The organism is Psychrobacter cibarius (genome assembly GCA_030686115.1).
GTDB lineage: Bacteria > Pseudomonadota > Gammaproteobacteria > Pseudomonadales > Moraxellaceae > Psychrobacter > Psychrobacter cibarius_C.
The window spans coordinates 3,343,598-3,359,861 of sequence record CP131612.1 but is presented as its reverse complement, the minus strand read 5'-3'; the positions used below and the strand labels follow the sequence as shown (position 1 = coordinate 3,359,861).

The window sequence follows — 16,264 nt, the reverse complement described above, 5'->3', positions numbered from 1 at the left end:
TACATTTTTTACTAGCGCTGACCCAGACACTAGTAAAATATTTAAACATGTTTTGCCTTATTTATTGACCGCTTTTCACTGATAAAAAACTGATAGAGAGTAGCCATGACAGCCAATGCAATGACGACTGCTGATACACCTGAGCAAAATGCACCAAAAAACCTAAATCTACATGGTCGCCCTGAACGTATTGCGACCGTTGAGCGCATTACTGCTGAGACCCAAGTGACTTGTACCGTCAATCTTGATGGTACGGGTCAAGGGGTTGTAGATACTGGCGTACCTTTTTTGGATCATATGATTGACCAAATCAAGCGTCACGGTTTGTTTGACTTAGAGATTAAATGCAACGGTGATACCTTTATCGATGACCATCATAGCGTTGAAGACACTGGTATTACCCTTGGACAAGCATTTAACAAAGCATTGGGCGATAAAAAGGGCATTCGTCGTTATGGGCACTTTTATGCGCCGCTAGATGAGGCATTGACCCGCGCTGTCGTCGATCTATCAGGACGTCCGGGTTTACACATGGACATTCCATTTACCCGTTCGCATGTCGGTAATTTCGATGTTGACCTGTTTAGTGAATTCTTTTATGGTTTCGTCAATCATTCTTGGATGACGGTGCATTTAGACAATCTAAAAGGCAAAAATAGCCATCATCAAATTGAATCTACCTTTAAAGCGTTTGCTCGTGCGCTACGTATGGCGTGCGAATATGATGAGCGTGCACTCAATACTCTGCCATCGACTAAAGAGGCGTTTTAATGGCTAAAGTAACCAAAGTAGCGCTATTGGATTACGGCATGGGCAATTTGCACTCTGCTAGCAAAGCACTATCGGTAGTTGGGGCGGATGTCTCTATTACCAATGATCCTAAAGTCGTCGCGGCAGCAGACAAGATCGTCTTCCCCGGTGTTGGTGCGATGCGTGACTGTATCGCTGGCATGCATGAAGCAGGGATTGATGACGTCATACGCCATGCGGTGTTTAATAAGCCTGTTATGGCCATCTGTGTGGGCATGCAGGCATTGTTTGAGCAGTCCGCTGAAAATGGTGGTACAGACTGCTTGGGTATCTTAAACGGCACTGTAGAAGCGTTCAACCCTACGTGGAAAGACAAGCAGGGCGCTACCATCAAAGTGCCACACATGGGCTGGAACACCATTAGCGGTATGGATTTTGACCATCCGCTGTGGCATGGTATTCAAAACAACGCGCATTTTTACTTTGTGCATAGCTATTATTGCGAGCCTACTAACAGCTCACAAGTGGCAGCGATATGTGACTATGGTCAACCGTTTTGTGCCAGTGTCATCCAAGACAATTTATTTGCCACCCAGTTTCACCCAGAAAAAAGTCATACTGCTGGCTTGCAGTTGTTGAAGAATTTCGTCGAGTGGAATGTGTAAGTAGGCGATAAATGTGAAGTGAATATTTAATTTAGCAGAAGGTAGATTATCCATTATATAATCTGCCTTTTTTATGCTCAGCCATCACTTTGTAGCTGCCACTCTTTAGCTATTATAGTTTAGCCATCATGGTTTAGTGATACTCTCAGTCGTTTTCTACTTGCTTATATTTGGAATACTCTAGTGGATTTTACCGCTTTTAAAATCAATGTTATTGAAGTATCTGGCCTTGCCAAAGACGCCTTACATATCTATGTCGGCGTCGGCATCTATCTTTTGTGTCTGCTTGTGCTGCGTCCTATCATTAAAAACCAAAGCATCAGATCATTCATGGCTCTAGTCGTCGTGACGGGCATTGCTTTATTGGGCGAGTATTTAGATAATCGAAATACGATTGAAGCATCAGGCATGGCTGGCTTAAGCCACGAACAGCTGGTCGCAAGCCTCCGCGATTTGATCAATACGTGCCTGCTGCCTTACGTGCTCTATGCGCTGAATAAGTGGACGAAGATATTCAGTTCATTCAATCCGTCTACTAAACTTTTAAAGCAGCGCTAATATTCCGAAGTAATTTTATTTCAGATATCAAAAAAGTAAACTTAAGTAGGATTTTATGGTGTAAAGTTCACAATATAAAATATATAGCAGACCATATTATGTCTTCATTTAAAATACCTACTTACATTTTTTCTTCTATCGTTCTATGCCTAACGACGTTTAGCTATCATTCAGCAGTGGCAAGTCAAAACGTCATCATTGATCTAAACAAACCCATATCGGCAGCACTTTTGGCACAGTACAATCGTGATGGTATCGAGATTGACTACGATGATACGACTGTATTGAAGCAAGTCTACGTGACGGCAAAAGATGGGACAATCGCACGTCAGTTACCAAGCGGCGCTGCTCGAAAGGTGAAAAGCTATGCATTTGGTGAGAAATTAGAAGTCATTGAAGATAGAAAGGACTGGTATGCGGTGCAAGACAGAATTCGTAGAGAGTATGACGAGGACAATGATGGCATTGTAGAGACAGACGTTGTTAAATGGGAAAAGGTCTTTGTGAGAAAAGAGCAAACGGGTTCTACTATACCTGCCTCGCTAACGTCCAAAGATTTAAACATACTAGCGTATCTATCCGTCGGCGAAGATTACGAGTCTTTTGAAAATGGCAAAGTACTTAACGACTACCTGAAAATAGAGCTGATTGATAAGGCTTTTTTTGAGAAAAAACGTCCACTTGCCGTTGATTTTTTATCAAAAGATGAAAGTATTAAAAAGAGAAATGGGGTGATATCTATTCCAACTGCTGGCAAGGTAGTAACGTTCACTGATAAGAATGTAGATAATGATGGGTATCAGATTTTTGAGTACGTAGGTCAGATTGCCCCGTTAAATCAGTATTTGGTCAGTGGAGGTTACTGGGAAAGCGGTGACTATAAGATGATTGATAAAAATTCGGGTGAGACGACGCAGACGTTTATAGATTATCCTCGTATCTCGCCCAATAAAAAATATATCATCTCAGCCTATACCAACCCATATGAGCAATACACCGATCTAGAGCTGTATAGAATTAAGGGAACAGACATCATCCCGATCATGGGTGCAGGCTTTATGCATTGGATGCCTATGGAGGAGCCAAAAGACATATTTTGGGCAAGAGACGGCTATTTATATTTAGCGGTTACTCATAGCGCCGCCTTCTGGAAAGAAAACGGCAACTTTAATGATCTTAATGATACTTTTCAATATATTAGAATAAAGGTAGATTTATAATTGTTAGGCTAAATACTAGCGAGTAGCATTTTAAATGCGCTCAAAGTTTTTTTCAGTAAACTCAAAACAGAAGTATCCACTATCCTCATCACGATAAGCGGAGATATCTCCCTCTATACAGAATTCGTTAGAATCTTTAGAAAAAATTAGTTTTTTATAATTAACTAAGTATCCAAAAGGATAAGCTATTTGAGTTTCTGGGTTTATAACAACTAAATAACCAAAGTTATCTTCCGGAAACACTAAAACTTTATCTTTATCAAAATTGACAGTCTTATCAGTATTTTTATAGGATATTTGATTATATTCGTCGCAAAAGTCTTCTACACCATAGTCATAGTTGCATTCCTCATTGCCATGAATCAAAACTTTATAGTTGGCGTCATCGGAATGTACAGCGCTACAACCAGACATTAGAAGTAAGACTATAGCTGACATAAGTCTCATTTAATTATTCCTAAAATAATGTGATGGCTGTAACTGGCGTAGAGACTTTCGAATACTTTTACACTAGATCTAACTATAATTCTCAGCTCACTTGCAAAGCCTATCTTTGATCATACAACTCACGCACCACTTCACCAATCACTCTAATGCCATCAGTCAGTGTCTGCTCGTCAGCGGCGATACTCATACGAATACATTCATGTGCATGCTGATAATCGCTGACATCGACACCAGGGAAGAAATACTGACTTGGTACAATGAGCGTGCCTTTTTCTTTTAAAATCTCGTACAGCTCAACGGTGGTAATCGGCAAGTCTTTAAACCATAACCATAAGAATATCGCACCTTCAGGCTTATGAATGACCAATGGATAATCACCCAAGGCTTCTTTTAACAGCTTAACGGCAAGGGTCGCCTGCTTTTGATAAAACGGCTTGATGTCGTTATCTGATAACTGTTTGATACGATCATTTTCGACCAATGGCGTGGCAATCGCTGCACCAAAGCGTGTCGGCGCCAGATTGACCACGGCATTCATCGCGCTAACCGCTTCGATTACTTTGGCGTCGGCCACAATAATACCCGTACGCATACCAGGCAGACCAATCTTCGACAGACTAAAGCATAGAATCGTATTGTTATCCCAGTTCAGGTGCGCGTCAGAGTAGATGATATTCGGGAAGGGCATACCATAGGCATTATCAATGATGAGAGGTATGTCATAGCGCTTGGCAATCTCAGCCAAATGCGCCATTTCGTCATCGGTGAGCACGTTGCCAGTCGGGTTGGTCGGGCGTGAGCAGCAAATCGCGCCGATACGACCTTCTTTTAGCGCTGGCAAGTTTTCTAACGCGTCAAAATCCACACGATATTTAAAGAAGCCTTCCTCACCATCATGCGTCACTTCATCGATATGCGGTAATACGGCGGTGAAATGCTGACCTTCTACATGCACATCACTATAGCCGATATACTCAGGGGTCAATGGCAGTAGAATGGACTTGTCGACAGATTCGTTCTTCTCATCTGTGAACGCACCGCCAAACAGATTAAACAGATAGAAAAACGCATTCTGTGAGCCATTGGTCAGGGCGATGTTTTCTGAGGTGAGGTTCCAATCATAATGACGGTTAAAGAAGCCAACCAACGCATCGATAAAGGCGGCATCACCTTGCGGATTAGAGTAGTTCGCCATACTGATAATCGCGCTACTATTGGGCACGCCTGTATCATTATCAACACCTAGCGCCTTATAGGTCTCCAAGAATAATTCATTAACGGCATCAATTTTGGCAGGGTTACCACCGCCCAGCATGTTGACTGGCTGATCGCTTTTTAGCGCGTCGCCCAGATCATCCATTAATTGTGAGATACCAGTTGGCTGGGTAAATTTTTGACCGAACTTTGAGAATTTCATAAGGCTACCATGCTGTTTGGGAGGGTGTTATAAGTGGGTATTTAACCGATAAAGTTGGGCTAGTATAGCAAATGAGAAGTATAAAATAAGCAAAGTGCGGGGCAGATATGAGTTTATATATATAAGGACAGGCAAGCTTAGGCTTATTATATTTTCATAAAAAGTGCAGGCATCTTGTGCTTGCTTATACTTGATATACTCGAATAAGATGTATGAAGATATTTATTTTCAACAACATTGGCTAATAAGGCTCTAAATGAAAGAGTATTTCGAAAAAGCTGTCAAAAACATTGCCAAATACGGTGATACAGATATATTTCCTTTTCCGTTCGAAAGATATATGTTCGAAGAAAAGCATGAAAGTACTGTTAAATTGTTAGAGGCAATACACTGTAATTTTGATAGCGGCTTGTCAAGCGAGCCTCCTTCAACTATCGAAGAAATGGTTCCTGTAGGATATTTTGGTTTTCGTAAAGCAACAATGATAGAGCCTTTTTGGAATGCTTACTTCTTAGGGCTTGTGATCAGTCTAGCTGAAAGTATCGAGTTAAAAAGAATTGATGAGACTGAGAATACAGTTTTTTCATATAGATATGAGTGGAATGAGGAGAAAAGCTCTCTTTTTAAAAATATTACATGGTTAGATTATAAAAAACAGTGCGTGGAAAATTCTATGAACTGTAAATATGTAGTACAAACCGATATTGCAGATTTTTATCCTCGAATTAATCATCACAAGTTAGAAAATGAACTAAAACGTATAGATAATGAATCAAGTGATACAGCAAATAGAATAATGAAAGTACTATCAAGTCTTACTAAGACAATATCTTATGGTCTCCCTGTTGGTGGTCCCGCTTCTAGAATCCTAGCTGAGCTAGCATTGAGACACGTTGATGAACATCTTATAAGCAATAATATAAAGTTTTGTCGATATGTTGATGACTATACAATTTTTTGTGATTCTGAGTCTGAAGCATATAAACAAATTTTATTTTTAACACAGAAGCTTGCAAATGATCAGTTGAGTTTACAGAAGACTAAAACGAAGATAATGCCTTCAGATGAATTTTTAGATATTCATAAATCTCTTAGTCCGTCAGCTCAAGATGATTCAACTGATGAACAAAAACTACTGAATATTTCAATTAGATTTGACCCCTACTCAAATACATCTCAAGAAGATTATGAGTCTACAAAAAGTGCTATTTCAGAAATAGATATTATTGGTATTTTGTCTAAAGAGATCAATAAAACAAGAGTTGATCAAATTGTTACCAAACAAGCGATTGGTGCAATTAAAGTTTTAGATACTGCAAAACAGTTAGAAGCAGTTAAGGTTCTTCTTGATGAAAAAAATCTGGTTACTTTAACACCAGTATTTACAACTATACTTCGTGCCTTTAGAGGTATCTATGATAATTTACCGGAGGAAGGGCAGCAGAAGATAGATGACACATTGTTAAATCTTTTCGATAATGACCATTATCTGATAAGGGTTAATTTAAATATAAGTTATATGATACAGTTGTTATCGATAAATAAGTCACAGAAAAAAATTAGGTTCTTTACTAGAAAGTTTGAATCAAGCAAAGATCAATTTATAAAAAGACAGATAATTATAGCGATGTCTAACTGGAATTGTGACTATTGGCTATCTGATAGAAAAAGCGATTTCAATAGTAGTTCGGTATGGGAAAGAAGAGCTATTATTTATTCATCATATTATCTAAATGATGAAGGTAATCACTGGAGAAGAAGTAATAGAAAAAGCTTTACAAGCCAAGAAAATCTTTTAAAAGATTGGTTTTCAGAAAGAAAACAGTCACAAAAAAAGGTTTTATCATGATTAGCGAAAGGACTATATCTGAAAAATTTACTTCTATATGGAAGCTGAGCTTTCCATTTTTAAACTCAAACTTTATGCGGGTTTTTAATGAAAGTCAGGTTTATAAGTTTGAGCAGTCAGAAGTTGATATGCCAAATGATGTTAGATACGATCTAGTAGCTGAAAGTGCCTTTAATATTGTAGCGAAAGCTTATAATAATTGTTCGGTTGATGATATTGTCTCTGATATTGAGATGCTAAATAGTATTGTGAAACAGACTGCCGAATCTATATGGTTATTTACTAAATATAATAAAGACGAGCTAATTTTAAACGAAAGTGAAATAGAACAAGTTATTCAGCTATCCAATAATTTTTTAGGTTTTATAGCTAGTCACAACGCAACTACTGTTAACTTTAAACCTTCTTTAAAAGGTTTTGGTTTTATTCCAGATTTGGAAGGAGATGTATCAATTGATGATATATTATATGAAGTTAAAACAGTGAAGCGTAACTTTAAAACCAGTGATTTGAAGCAGTTAAGTATATATTTAGCTTTACGACAAGTTGATGATAATCACAAAAGCTGGGAGTATGCAGGTTTATATAATCCAAGGACAGGAGCATATAGTAAATTTAAAGTAAGTTCTTTCATTTCTAGTGTAACGGGAGGCAAAACACCTAACGAAGCTTTCAGTGATTTTCTAGATACCTTAATTAGAGATATGCAAGTTGATAGTAAGTTTTAATAACTCTTATTTGAGTTAAGTGTCTGCTAGAAGAGTGTTTTAATTCTAATAATAGCAAATAAGAAAATCCCTGTTAGGGGATTTTCTTTGCGGAGCAAAAATGGAGCACAGACTTTTAAAGTTAACTATACAACTTAAACCATCGCTCGAACCCGCGCCATAATCCCACGTCCAATCACCAGTTTCACATAAATAATGGCAATGGCAAACAGCAAGACAACTAACGCTGCACCGCCAATAGCTAGACTCGTCCAAGGCACACTAAACTGTAGATTAAACCATTGCGTGATAGCAGCCCATGCACCAACGCTGGCGATGACAACGGCAAAGGTCGCCGCGCTAATACCAAGCACACCCAGCTCTAAAATATTGAGCATATACAGGTCGCGCTTTTGCATACCGAGCAGTCTAAATGATGCGCTGTCCTTCATACGATCTTGCGAAGTAGACAGCAGCGAGCTGATCAGCACCATGACCCCAGTGAGTAGGGCAAGCAAAGTGAACACATAGACCAAGCGGCTCATTTGTACTACCAACTCTTGGATTTGCTTGGCGATAGCCGTCCCATCAATCGTAGTGACAGCAGGGAACTCGCGTACCAGTTTGCCTTGTAGTTCTGGAATGTCATTCTCTGAAACGTGCGCAGTAGCAAACTGAATCTGCGGGGCAGCAGACAGTACAGACGGCTCAAATAAGAAGTAAAAATACGGGCTTGGGCCACGCTCATAGCGCGTGCGAATACTGGTGATCTGCCCGATAATTTCGATACCTTGAATGTTAAAGCGCACCTGATCGCCCATACCGACATTGAGCATACCTGCAGCAGTGTCCAAGATAGACAAGGGTTTGATTTGCTCATTTGTCGCATCGATAGGCGTATACAGTGCATCATCCGTGAGTGAGTCAACGATGTATTCAGTATCCATGACCGTATCTGCGTAGCTCAAATTAAAGACACGCGTGGGATCATCAAACCCATCAGCAGGCTCGATATCTTTTGCCAGTACGTCATTGGCCGTCTCCACACGGGCACGAATGACGGGATAATAAGTGACGGGCGCCTCAATGATCGCATCAATATCGTCATGTTGATCGCTCTGCACATCCAGCAAGAATAAGTTAGGCGCATCTTCAGGATAGGCATTGATAAACTGCGCATTGATACTGTGATTGAGTGTGGTGATGAGCGTCAGCACCGCCACCGATAGCGATAAGGTGACAAAGAATAATGCTGATTGGTTGCCTTTACGCGCAAGGTTATGAATGGCGATACGCTGCATCCAACTAACTTTGGTATTGCTTGCCAACTTGTTAAGCAGCCAGATCCACCCACGCGCCAATAGCCAAAATATCGCTACAAAGCCAATCAAGCCACCCAATAACTGCGCCCCTAATGACAGCGAGCCCACTTCATAAGCAAAGAACGCATACAGCCCTGCCAGCACCAAGCCATACCACAGTAGCGGCACGCGTCGGTACCAAGGTAAATTTTGCGTTTGCGTGCTTGCCCCTTGATTGAGTAGGGTAGCGGGTTTAGTCGTGTTAAGTGCGCTTAGACCACGCTGCGCAATCAGCAACGTCAGGACTAGAGCAATCACAATGGTCTTGATCGCACTGATTGGATTGATGGCGAGACCAACATCGGCAGGCAAGATAGCCACCAGATACGGCTGACCAATTTTAAGCAAACCTAGACTCAGTATAATCGCGGCGACACAAGCAATGGCAGTGGTGACGATAAGCAGTTGATAGTAGCTGCGCTTGAGTGAGCCAAGCGGTTCACCTAATGCCAAACGAATGGCATTATTAGACTGCTGCTTAGTGACAAACGCGCTAATGACGCCATACATGGCGACCGTAGAAAGTAGTAATACCGCGATGACCAGTAACTTTAAAAACATCAATACATTGTCAGAGATACGCGAGACCGAAGTATCTGCGGACTCTGCGTCAGAGAGCTCGATATCAGGGTAATTGGTCAGGATATCTGTAAGCGCATCACGCTGCGTGGTTATCAACTCTGGATCGCCTGCCATCTCGATACGATAGTTTATTCGGCTACGTTGACCCAATAGATTGGTCGCTGCGAGTGAGTCTTGATGCATTAAGACACGCCCACCAAACCCAAAGGTGGTCAGCGGGCGATCAGGTTCTTTGGTCAGTACATCACTTATTGTGAACTGCGCATCACCAATGGTAATGCGGTCACCGACATTGGCCTGTAGACTACTGAGCACTTCTGGCGCGACGATGACACTGTCAGAGGTTAGCTGCTCCCACAGCGGCTGTCCTGAGGCAAGCTCCGCTGTACCGTATAAGGGATAAGACGGCGAGACCGCTTTAATGCTGGCAAGCAAGGTTTGCTCATCATTGACCAGCATGGCGCTAAACTGATAGTCATACACCGTCTGCGTATCGGGGATTGTTTCTACCTGCGTCAATACTTCGCTTGGCCAGTCTTGCTTACTGTTTAGGATTAGATCCCCACCAACGAGCGCGCGCTGATTGTCATTGATATAGCGATCGACAGATTGCTGCACCGAGTCGAGGGTCAAATAAGTGGCAAGCGATAGGGTTAATGTCAGCAGAAACAACACGGGATATACCCAACGCTGCCACCAGCTACGACTGAGTGCTTGGGAACCCAGTGTTTGAAAACCTAAGGTACTAAATAGTTGATTAAGGATACCGCTAGGATAGCTTGACGCTTGACGCATACAGGTATCAGTCTTTTTTGTATCAGCTGGTGGTTTATTGTCTGTGGGCTTACGATTCATTAAGATACAATCCAGTTATTCATGTAGGTACAATTCGACCATTATGCATGGTGATGACACGATCTGCCATCTCGGCAAGTGCAGGGTCATGGGTCACAACGACCAATGCCGAACCGACTTTTTGTCTTAAATCTAACAATAGCTGCATGACTTGATCGGCATTTTGCTCATCTAAGTTGCCCGTTGGCTCATCCGCAAACACAATCTTTGGATGCGACACCAGCGCTCGTGCCACAGCCGTACGCTGCTGCTCACCGCCCGATAGTTGATTGGGTAAGCTATGACGGCGATGACCCAAATCAACGGCATCAATAAGCTCGTCTACTCGTGCTGGGTTTGGTCGTCTGGCAATATCAAGTGGAAAGGCAATGTTTTCAGCGACTGTCAAGGTTGGCAGTAGATGAAATGACTGAAAAACAAAACCCATATCCTGCTGACGAATGACGGCTAGCGCATCTTCGTCAAGGCTACTAAGCATTTGACCCGCCAGTGACACTGTACCGCTATCAGGATAATCTAATGCTGCGAGCAACCCTAATAAGGTAGATTTGCCTGAGCCTGATTTGCCCATAATGACCACAAACTCGCCAGCGTTGACATAGATATCTACGTCTTTAATGATTGATAGGGTTTGCTCGCCGACTTGCACCGTTTTGTTTAATTGTGAGGCGGTCAGTAGAGTTTCCGTTTTAACGCTTACTTGTGGCGTTGAAACGGCAATCGAAGGTGATGATGTCATTACAGTGTCTCGTTAAGTAGTCTCATTTATCGTATTTTTTGTCGTATCGTCTTGAGCATTTTCAGTTGCATTGTCTGCATCGGCTATTTTTAGCGCTTCTAGTTTAGGCGCTAGAATAGGCAGGATATTGTCATTAACGATAATTGCGTAGCCCTCTTTGGTCGGATGAATGGCATCCGCTTGGTTGAGTTTAGGGTCACCGCCCACACCATCCAAGAAGAACGGAATAAGCGTCACGTTCATGTCTTTCGCCACTCTTGGATATATCGCGGCAAATGATTTTACATAATCAGAGCCAAGGTTGTCATAGATCTGCATGCCGCCCAAAATGACGATACTGCCATTATCCTGTAGACGTTTGACCGCGGTACGAATATTGGCTTCAACTGTCGATACATCGATACCGCGTATGGCATCGTTAGCACCAATGGTCAAAATCGTCACATCAGGCTTAGTCTGCAACACCCAGTCTAAGCGATTGACCAATCCCGTGCTGGTTTCACCGCTCAATCCTGAATTGACCACTTTGGCATTGTCGTAACCCATTGCTTGCAGACGATCTTCTAACTGAGCAGGATAGTTATCATCTTTGTCCACCCCAAGACCTTCTGTCAGGGAGTCGCCCAATGCCAAGATCGTTAATGGCGCTTGCTGTGCAGTGGATGTTGCCGGTTGCTCAGATTTTGTCGTTTGAGGTTCGGCAGTTTGAGTGCTATTTTGCATGCCGTTATCGGTGGTAGGTTCAGATGGTTTTTGGCAACCACCGAGCGCCATTACGGTTGTTAAAACAGCCAATGTTGGTAAGTGTCGAGCGAAACGAATGGATAAATTTATCATGATTATTCTGTCCTATAAGCAATCAAACCAGTGTAGCAAAATAAGACAGACACCAATATTATCCTAAGGTTACTGTAGTTTTTGATATTAAAGCTTTTTGCCATCGACCATCACTGGACGACTCACTACCCAAGCAATGACGACGTTGATAACCATCAAAATGAGCATAATGAATAGCGGTAAATCCCAGCTGCCAGTCGCTTCATGTAGCCAACCTGTCCCTAAGGGACCAAAAAATGCAATCAAATAACCGACGAATTGCGCCATACCCGACAGCTCACTAGATTGGTTGGTCGTATAAGTACGTAAGGAGAACAGCATCATACTCAAGGTAAAAATAGCGGAGCAGCCAATGCCCATCAGACCTGACCACAACCACGCGAGGTCGGTAGATAAATAATTAATTCCTAAAATACCAATAACATTCAGCACCGCTGCAAACACCGCCAGCGCCTGAATAGGGCGGCCGCGATTGATCAGCCACGTCAGGCTCAAAATAGAGACTGGCGCCATAAACTGAAACACTGAAGCCATTTGTCCTGCTTGCACTGCAGATAGCCCTTTGCTGACCCAAATGGATGGCAAAAAACTGGCAACGGTATAAAATAACAGTGATTGCAGCCCCATAAATACCGCAATTTGCCAAGCAAAAGGCGTACGCCACATGGAGATGTCAGAAGATCCAGAGGTAGGTGGCACAATGGCTTGATGACTAGAGGAACCAAGCCGCAACCGTAAAAATATCCAAATAACGATCGCAAAAATACCCAATAGCGACCACCCACCCAGTGCCCATTGCCAGCCCACTTGCTCAGATAATGGCAGTACAACTCCGGCGACGATGCCTGCCGTAACCGTCATCGTTAGACTAAATAGCCCTGTTATGAGTGGAATATGCTGGGGCGTACGCTGTTTAATAACAGGGGCAGCTAAGGTATTCGCAAAACCGATAGCCAAGGTCAACAATAACGTACCAATCAAAAACCCAGACCAAGTGGGAATAACGGTACGAATCATCATACCAATCGTTAATAACGCAATCATCGCAATGAGCGTATTCTCAAGCCCAAAACGCTTACCAATGGCTGGCGCGATCAGTGCGCCCACTGCAAAAGTCAGCATGGGCACTGCTCCTAGCCAACCAATCTGCGTCTCAGAGATATTGAGGGCATCTTGTACGACAGGGGCAATAGAGCCGAGAGCAACAATAGGCGCACGCATATTGGTGGCGAGCAAAATCATGGCACATAAGATGAGCCAAAAAGTGAAGCGTGAGGAGGGCAGCTCAAACGGTGATGGCGTATCTGAATGAGACTGTAATGGCACATCAGGTGGCAAATCAGTAGAGGTAGACATAGCAGCACGACTATTAGAATAAGAAAAAGGACACGTCATTAAACAGCGCCGAAGCATCGTCGCTTGTAAATAACACCAAAGAAAACGCACCTAGACGGTGACTAAAATCATTAATTAGAATCGTAAATTAGAACTAGAGATTACTTGCAGAATACAAGATATATGAGTAATCATTTTGAAAGCGCGCTTATCTTCAATCGCCTATCAACTGGATACGGTATTAGATTTATTCAGTCTACTATTATTAACAGGCCTTGCACGTGCCGTATTTATATCCAAAATATCTTGAAGCGATGCTAACTAGATACGTCGCGGCTGGCACAACTAAAAATAGCGCCAGTCCCTTGCAAAGGACTAGACGCTATTATAAGAACAGATGTTAGGTAAATACTACCAGCGTATGGTAACAAACGCGGTATTTATAAAATTTAGTTTATACAGGTTTGCCTAGCTGAGCGGCTTTAAGGGCGTTTTCTTGCTGTTCTGCCACGATTGAATCACACTTATTGGGATCATTTCCACAAAACGAGCAATTTTCATCACCCATTAGTTTAGCAACGCCGCCACAAGATCCTCTAAGCGGCTTCTTTTTGACCATATAACCGATACCCATAAAGATAAAGAACAGGACGAATACGGTAAAGGTAATGGCAAGCATGGGAAGCAATTGACTAAGCATAGAGGAAACCTCGATTTTTAAAAATAGTGTGGCTATTTACTAGGGTAATACCTTAATAGTATAGCAAAACCAGTATAGCAAATTTTTGTATGGCTCGTTGATGGTTATCGAGCCGTTTACAGTATTGCGACTAAGTTCTATTGCCACCAAGTTCTAAGGCTGTTTGTCAGCACGTAATGCTTGCATCGCTGGTGTTTGTACCACTTGCCACTGGTCAGTATTCTTATCAGAATCCGTCGCCTTTGCCTCATCAGCTAAGACAACAAACAAGGCAGCTATATCTTGTGCTTTGGCTGTTGCAAGGGCTTTTTTATAAGGCATTGCAGTGAGGGCGGTTGCCCACGCATCTGCTAGTGCGACTGAGTCTGCTGCAACGGTTACCGATGGTGCGCCGCCCGCGATAGGCTTGCCAGTGGTTGGATCAATCGTATGACTGTAGCGCTGACCGTCGAATATGACGGAATTACGATAGTTGCCAGAAGTTGCCAAATACATCTGATTATCGGTATTGATGGGTTGACGAATCGCTGATATTGTTTGACGCTCGCTGACCGTACTGTCCTCAATAGGCGCATCAATCGCAATTTGCCACGGCTGCTGTTGGTTATTGACCCCAGAGGTTGCAATTTCACCCCCTATCTCTACCATGTAGTTGCGAATTTGATAGTCATCTCTGAGCACATCGGCGATTACATCGACGCCATAACCTTTAGCAACTGCTGAGAAATCAAGCCCGACCCCGTCTTTGGTTTTATAAATGCTCTGCTCTTTTTGTACAATGCTCTCAAAATCTACCAAGGCTTTTGCTTGAGCAATCTCAAGTGCTGTCGGTGGACTTTGCAAGCGCTCAACGGTCATGGTGCTACCAAAGCCCCAAGTCTCTACCAATGGCATGACGGTAGGATCAAAGGCGCCACCAGATTGCTGATAGACGATTCGTGACACATCAAGCACGTGAGCAAAATCTGCATCGATAGTGAGAGGGATGTCTTTACTTAACTGGTTGAACTTAGAGATAGTAGAGTCTGCTTGATAGGTAGACATACTGTCATTGATTTGCTGCAAGCGCTTATCAATCGACGCTTGGATGGCAGCTTCATCTGCATCCGCAGGTAGCTGATAACTGATATGGTAGCTCGTTCCCATGGTCTCACCGCTGAGATAATCATAATCTGGCGTTTGCTGGCAAGCACTAAGACTGAATACAGCACTGATAGCCATAACGGGCAATAAGGTGGTTTTCATCGATTTGTTAGACAATGAGAGTGGGGCTAATTTTTGCATTATTGGTTTTCTCATATTAATCATAATGGCTTTTATGGCAAAAGGGTGAGTGGCACGTTCTATTAGCGTGGCCCATTTTACACCCCTTGTCACCCATAACGCCAATCATCGACTTAAGACCTAGTGGCTTAAACGACTAGATTTATTTTACTTTTGATTCACGGATGAGCTTATATAGTTTTGGCGGCGATAGGCGATTGACCGTGGTCGCCAGCTTTTCTTTATTACCTGCCACGATGATATATTCTTCACCCTTAATCAGGGCTTTTATGACCTGTTTAGCAAAGGTAGCTGCGGTTAATCCTTTATTGGTCGCCTCGTCCATCGTTCCTTGCGCGCTACCGTCACCAGTCAAGGCATTAATAGAAATACTGGTTTGAATAAATCCAGGGAATACCGTTGCCACCTCTATGCCTTGCTCGTACAGTTCCGCACGCAGACTGTTTGCCCACATATGAAGTGCGGCTTTGGCTGCTCCATAAGCGCCGCGATATTGTGTGCCTAATAAACCTGCAACACTGGATACCATGACAATTTTGCCGCCACCTTGCGCGATCATATTGGGCAATACCAGTCTAGTAAGACGTGTCTGCGCAAAATAATCTATCTCCATAATTTGGCGCTCAACTTCTTCAGTGGTTTCCATAATAAGCGAGCGTTGACTGATGCCAGCATTATTAATAAGCCAATCAATTTTTCCAGCTTGAGCTTTAGCTGTCTTATACGCGTCTTTTGCTTGTTTGGCATCGGTGATATCAAAAGGGATGATGAAATGATTTTTGCTGTTTTTACAGCGGTTTTTGACTGCTACTAATTTTGCCTCATCACGTCCACTTAAAATAATGGTGGCACCACGTTTGGCAAAGGCGATAGATAATGCTGCGCCGATACCACTAGAAGCACCAGTAATCCAAATGGTCAAATCTTTAATGTTGGTTTTCATAAGAATCCTTTCTTA

The 16,264-nt window shown here is 42.6% G+C and carries 15 protein-coding genes; 6 read left to right on the top strand and 9 right to left on the bottom strand.

What is annotated here, in order from left to right; all coding sequences use genetic code 11:
• The first annotated feature begins 105 nt into the window (after positions 1-105).
• From hisB to Q6344_14285, 4 genes are all read left to right on the top strand, one after another.
• A complete protein-coding gene (hisB, locus tag Q6344_14300) occupies positions 106-771 on the top strand; it encodes an imidazoleglycerol-phosphate dehydratase HisB (GenBank protein WLG13725.1) in 666 nt (221 codons plus the stop codon).
• Positions 771-1,415 (top strand): imidazole glycerol phosphate synthase subunit HisH, encoded by a 645-nt coding sequence (gene hisH / locus Q6344_14295; GenBank protein ID WLG13724.1) that lies wholly within the window; start codon positions 771-773, stop codon positions 1,413-1,415. Before hisB ends, hisH begins: the two co-directional genes overlap by 1 nt.
• Before the next feature lie 183 nt (positions 1,416-1,598).
• On the top strand, positions 1,599-1,973 hold the full coding sequence (locus tag Q6344_14290) for a hypothetical protein (GenBank protein ID WLG13723.1): 375 nt from the start codon (positions 1,599-1,601) through the stop codon (positions 1,971-1,973).
• Positions 1,974-2,071: 98 nt separating this feature from the next.
• Positions 2,072-3,193 (top strand): hypothetical protein, encoded by a 1,122-nt coding sequence (locus Q6344_14285; GenBank protein WLG13722.1) that lies wholly within the window; start codon positions 2,072-2,074, stop codon positions 3,191-3,193.
• Positions 3,194-3,223: 30 nt separating this feature from the next.
• On the opposite strand, the gene Q6344_14280 is transcribed toward Q6344_14285, so the two are convergent.
• Both Q6344_14280 and Q6344_14275 read right to left on the bottom strand, forming a co-directional pair.
• The gene (locus Q6344_14280) at positions 3,224-3,631 is read right to left on the bottom strand and encodes a hypothetical protein (GenBank protein WLG13721.1); all 408 of its coding nucleotides are present in this window, start codon (positions 3,629-3,631) and stop codon (positions 3,224-3,226) included.
• A 109-nt stretch (positions 3,632-3,740) separates the two neighbouring features.
• Positions 3,741-5,057 (bottom strand): valine--pyruvate transaminase, encoded by a 1,317-nt coding sequence (locus tag Q6344_14275; GenBank protein WLG13720.1) that lies wholly within the window; start codon positions 5,055-5,057, stop codon positions 3,741-3,743.
• A 256-nt stretch (positions 5,058-5,313) separates the two neighbouring features.
• Between Q6344_14275 and Q6344_14270 the strand changes: the two genes are divergently transcribed.
• A complete protein-coding gene (locus tag Q6344_14270) occupies positions 5,314-6,906 on the top strand; it encodes an RNA-directed DNA polymerase (GenBank protein WLG13719.1) in 1,593 nt (530 codons plus the stop codon).
• A complete protein-coding gene (locus Q6344_14265) occupies positions 6,903-7,634 on the top strand; it encodes a hypothetical protein (GenBank protein ID WLG13718.1) in 732 nt (243 codons plus the stop codon). The genes Q6344_14270 and Q6344_14265 overlap by 4 nt, the downstream gene beginning before the upstream one ends.
• Positions 7,635-7,768: 134 nt before the next feature.
• Here Q6344_14265 and Q6344_14260 read toward each other — a convergent pair whose 3' ends face one another.
• The 7 genes from Q6344_14260 to Q6344_14230 all read right to left on the bottom strand — a co-directional run bounded on the left by Q6344_14260 (position 7,769) and on the right by Q6344_14230 (position 16,249).
• Positions 7,769-10,411, bottom strand: coding sequence for an ABC transporter substrate-binding protein (locus Q6344_14260; GenBank protein WLG13717.1), 2,643 nt, complete (start codon positions 10,409-10,411; stop codon positions 7,769-7,771).
• Between the two features lie 19 nt (positions 10,412-10,430).
• The gene (locus Q6344_14255; protein ID WLG13716.1) at positions 10,431-11,150 is read right to left on the bottom strand and encodes an ABC transporter ATP-binding protein; all 720 of its coding nucleotides are present in this window, start codon (positions 11,148-11,150) and stop codon (positions 10,431-10,433) included.
• Between the two features lie 12 nt (positions 11,151-11,162).
• Positions 11,163-11,987 carry an arylesterase gene (locus Q6344_14250; protein WLG13715.1) on the bottom strand — a complete coding sequence of 275 codons (825 nt, stop codon included), beginning with the start codon at positions 11,985-11,987 and terminating at the stop codon, positions 11,163-11,165.
• Between the two features lie 87 nt (positions 11,988-12,074).
• Positions 12,075-13,343 carry an MFS transporter gene (locus tag Q6344_14245; GenBank protein WLG13714.1) on the bottom strand — a complete coding sequence of 423 codons (1,269 nt, stop codon included), beginning with the start codon at positions 13,341-13,343 and terminating at the stop codon, positions 12,075-12,077.
• A 433-nt stretch (positions 13,344-13,776) separates the two neighbouring features.
• Positions 13,777-14,022, bottom strand: a complete 246-nt coding sequence (nqrM, locus tag Q6344_14240; protein ID WLG13713.1) for a (Na+)-NQR maturation NqrM — start codon at positions 14,020-14,022, stop codon at positions 13,777-13,779.
• A 153-nt stretch (positions 14,023-14,175) separates the two neighbouring features.
• The gene (locus Q6344_14235) at positions 14,176-15,306 is read right to left on the bottom strand and encodes an FAD:protein FMN transferase (GenBank protein WLG13712.1); all 1,131 of its coding nucleotides are present in this window, start codon (positions 15,304-15,306) and stop codon (positions 14,176-14,178) included.
• 142 nt (positions 15,307-15,448) lie between these two features.
• On the bottom strand, positions 15,449-16,249 hold the full coding sequence (locus Q6344_14230; GenBank protein WLG13711.1) for an SDR family NAD(P)-dependent oxidoreductase: 801 nt from the start codon (positions 16,247-16,249) through the stop codon (positions 15,449-15,451).
• Positions 16,250-16,264: the final 15 nt, after the last annotated feature.

Bases quoted from the DNA above. Each gene is read 5' to 3' on its own strand.
- Q6344_14245 (WLG13714.1), bottom strand. From the start codon at position 13,343: ATGTCTACCTCTACTGATTTGCCACCTGATGTGCCATTACAGTCTCAT.
- Q6344_14265 (WLG13718.1), top strand. From the start codon at position 6,903: ATGATTAGCGAAAGGACTATATCTGAAAAATTTACTTCTATATGGAAG.
- Q6344_14270 (WLG13719.1), top strand. From the start codon at position 5,314: ATGAAAGAGTATTTCGAAAAAGCTGTCAAAAACATTGCCAAATACGGT.
- Q6344_14250 (WLG13715.1), bottom strand. From the start codon at position 11,987: ATGATAAATTTATCCATTCGTTTCGCTCGACACTTACCAACATTGGCT.
- Q6344_14260 (WLG13717.1), bottom strand. From the start codon at position 10,411: ATGAATCGTAAGCCCACAGACAATAAACCACCAGCTGATACAAAAAAG.
- Q6344_14230 (WLG13711.1), bottom strand. From the start codon at position 16,249: ATGAAAACCAACATTAAAGATTTGACCATTTGGATTACTGGTGCTTCT.
- Q6344_14255 (WLG13716.1), bottom strand. From the start codon at position 11,150: ATGACATCATCACCTTCGATTGCCGTTTCAACGCCACAAGTAAGCGTT.
- Q6344_14285 (WLG13722.1), top strand. From the start codon at position 2,072: ATGTCTTCATTTAAAATACCTACTTACATTTTTTCTTCTATCGTTCTA.
- hisB (WLG13725.1), top strand. From the start codon at position 106: ATGACAGCCAATGCAATGACGACTGCTGATACACCTGAGCAAAATGCA.
- hisH (WLG13724.1), top strand. From the start codon at position 771: ATGGCTAAAGTAACCAAAGTAGCGCTATTGGATTACGGCATGGGCAAT.
- Q6344_14235 (WLG13712.1), bottom strand. From the start codon at position 15,306: ATGCAAAAATTAGCCCCACTCTCATTGTCTAACAAATCGATGAAAACC.
- nqrM (WLG13713.1), bottom strand. From the start codon at position 14,022: ATGCTTAGTCAATTGCTTCCCATGCTTGCCATTACCTTTACCGTATTC.
- Q6344_14275 (WLG13720.1), bottom strand. From the start codon at position 5,057: ATGAAATTCTCAAAGTTCGGTCAAAAATTTACCCAGCCAACTGGTATC.
- Q6344_14280 (WLG13721.1), bottom strand. From the start codon at position 3,631: ATGTCAGCTATAGTCTTACTTCTAATGTCTGGTTGTAGCGCTGTACAT.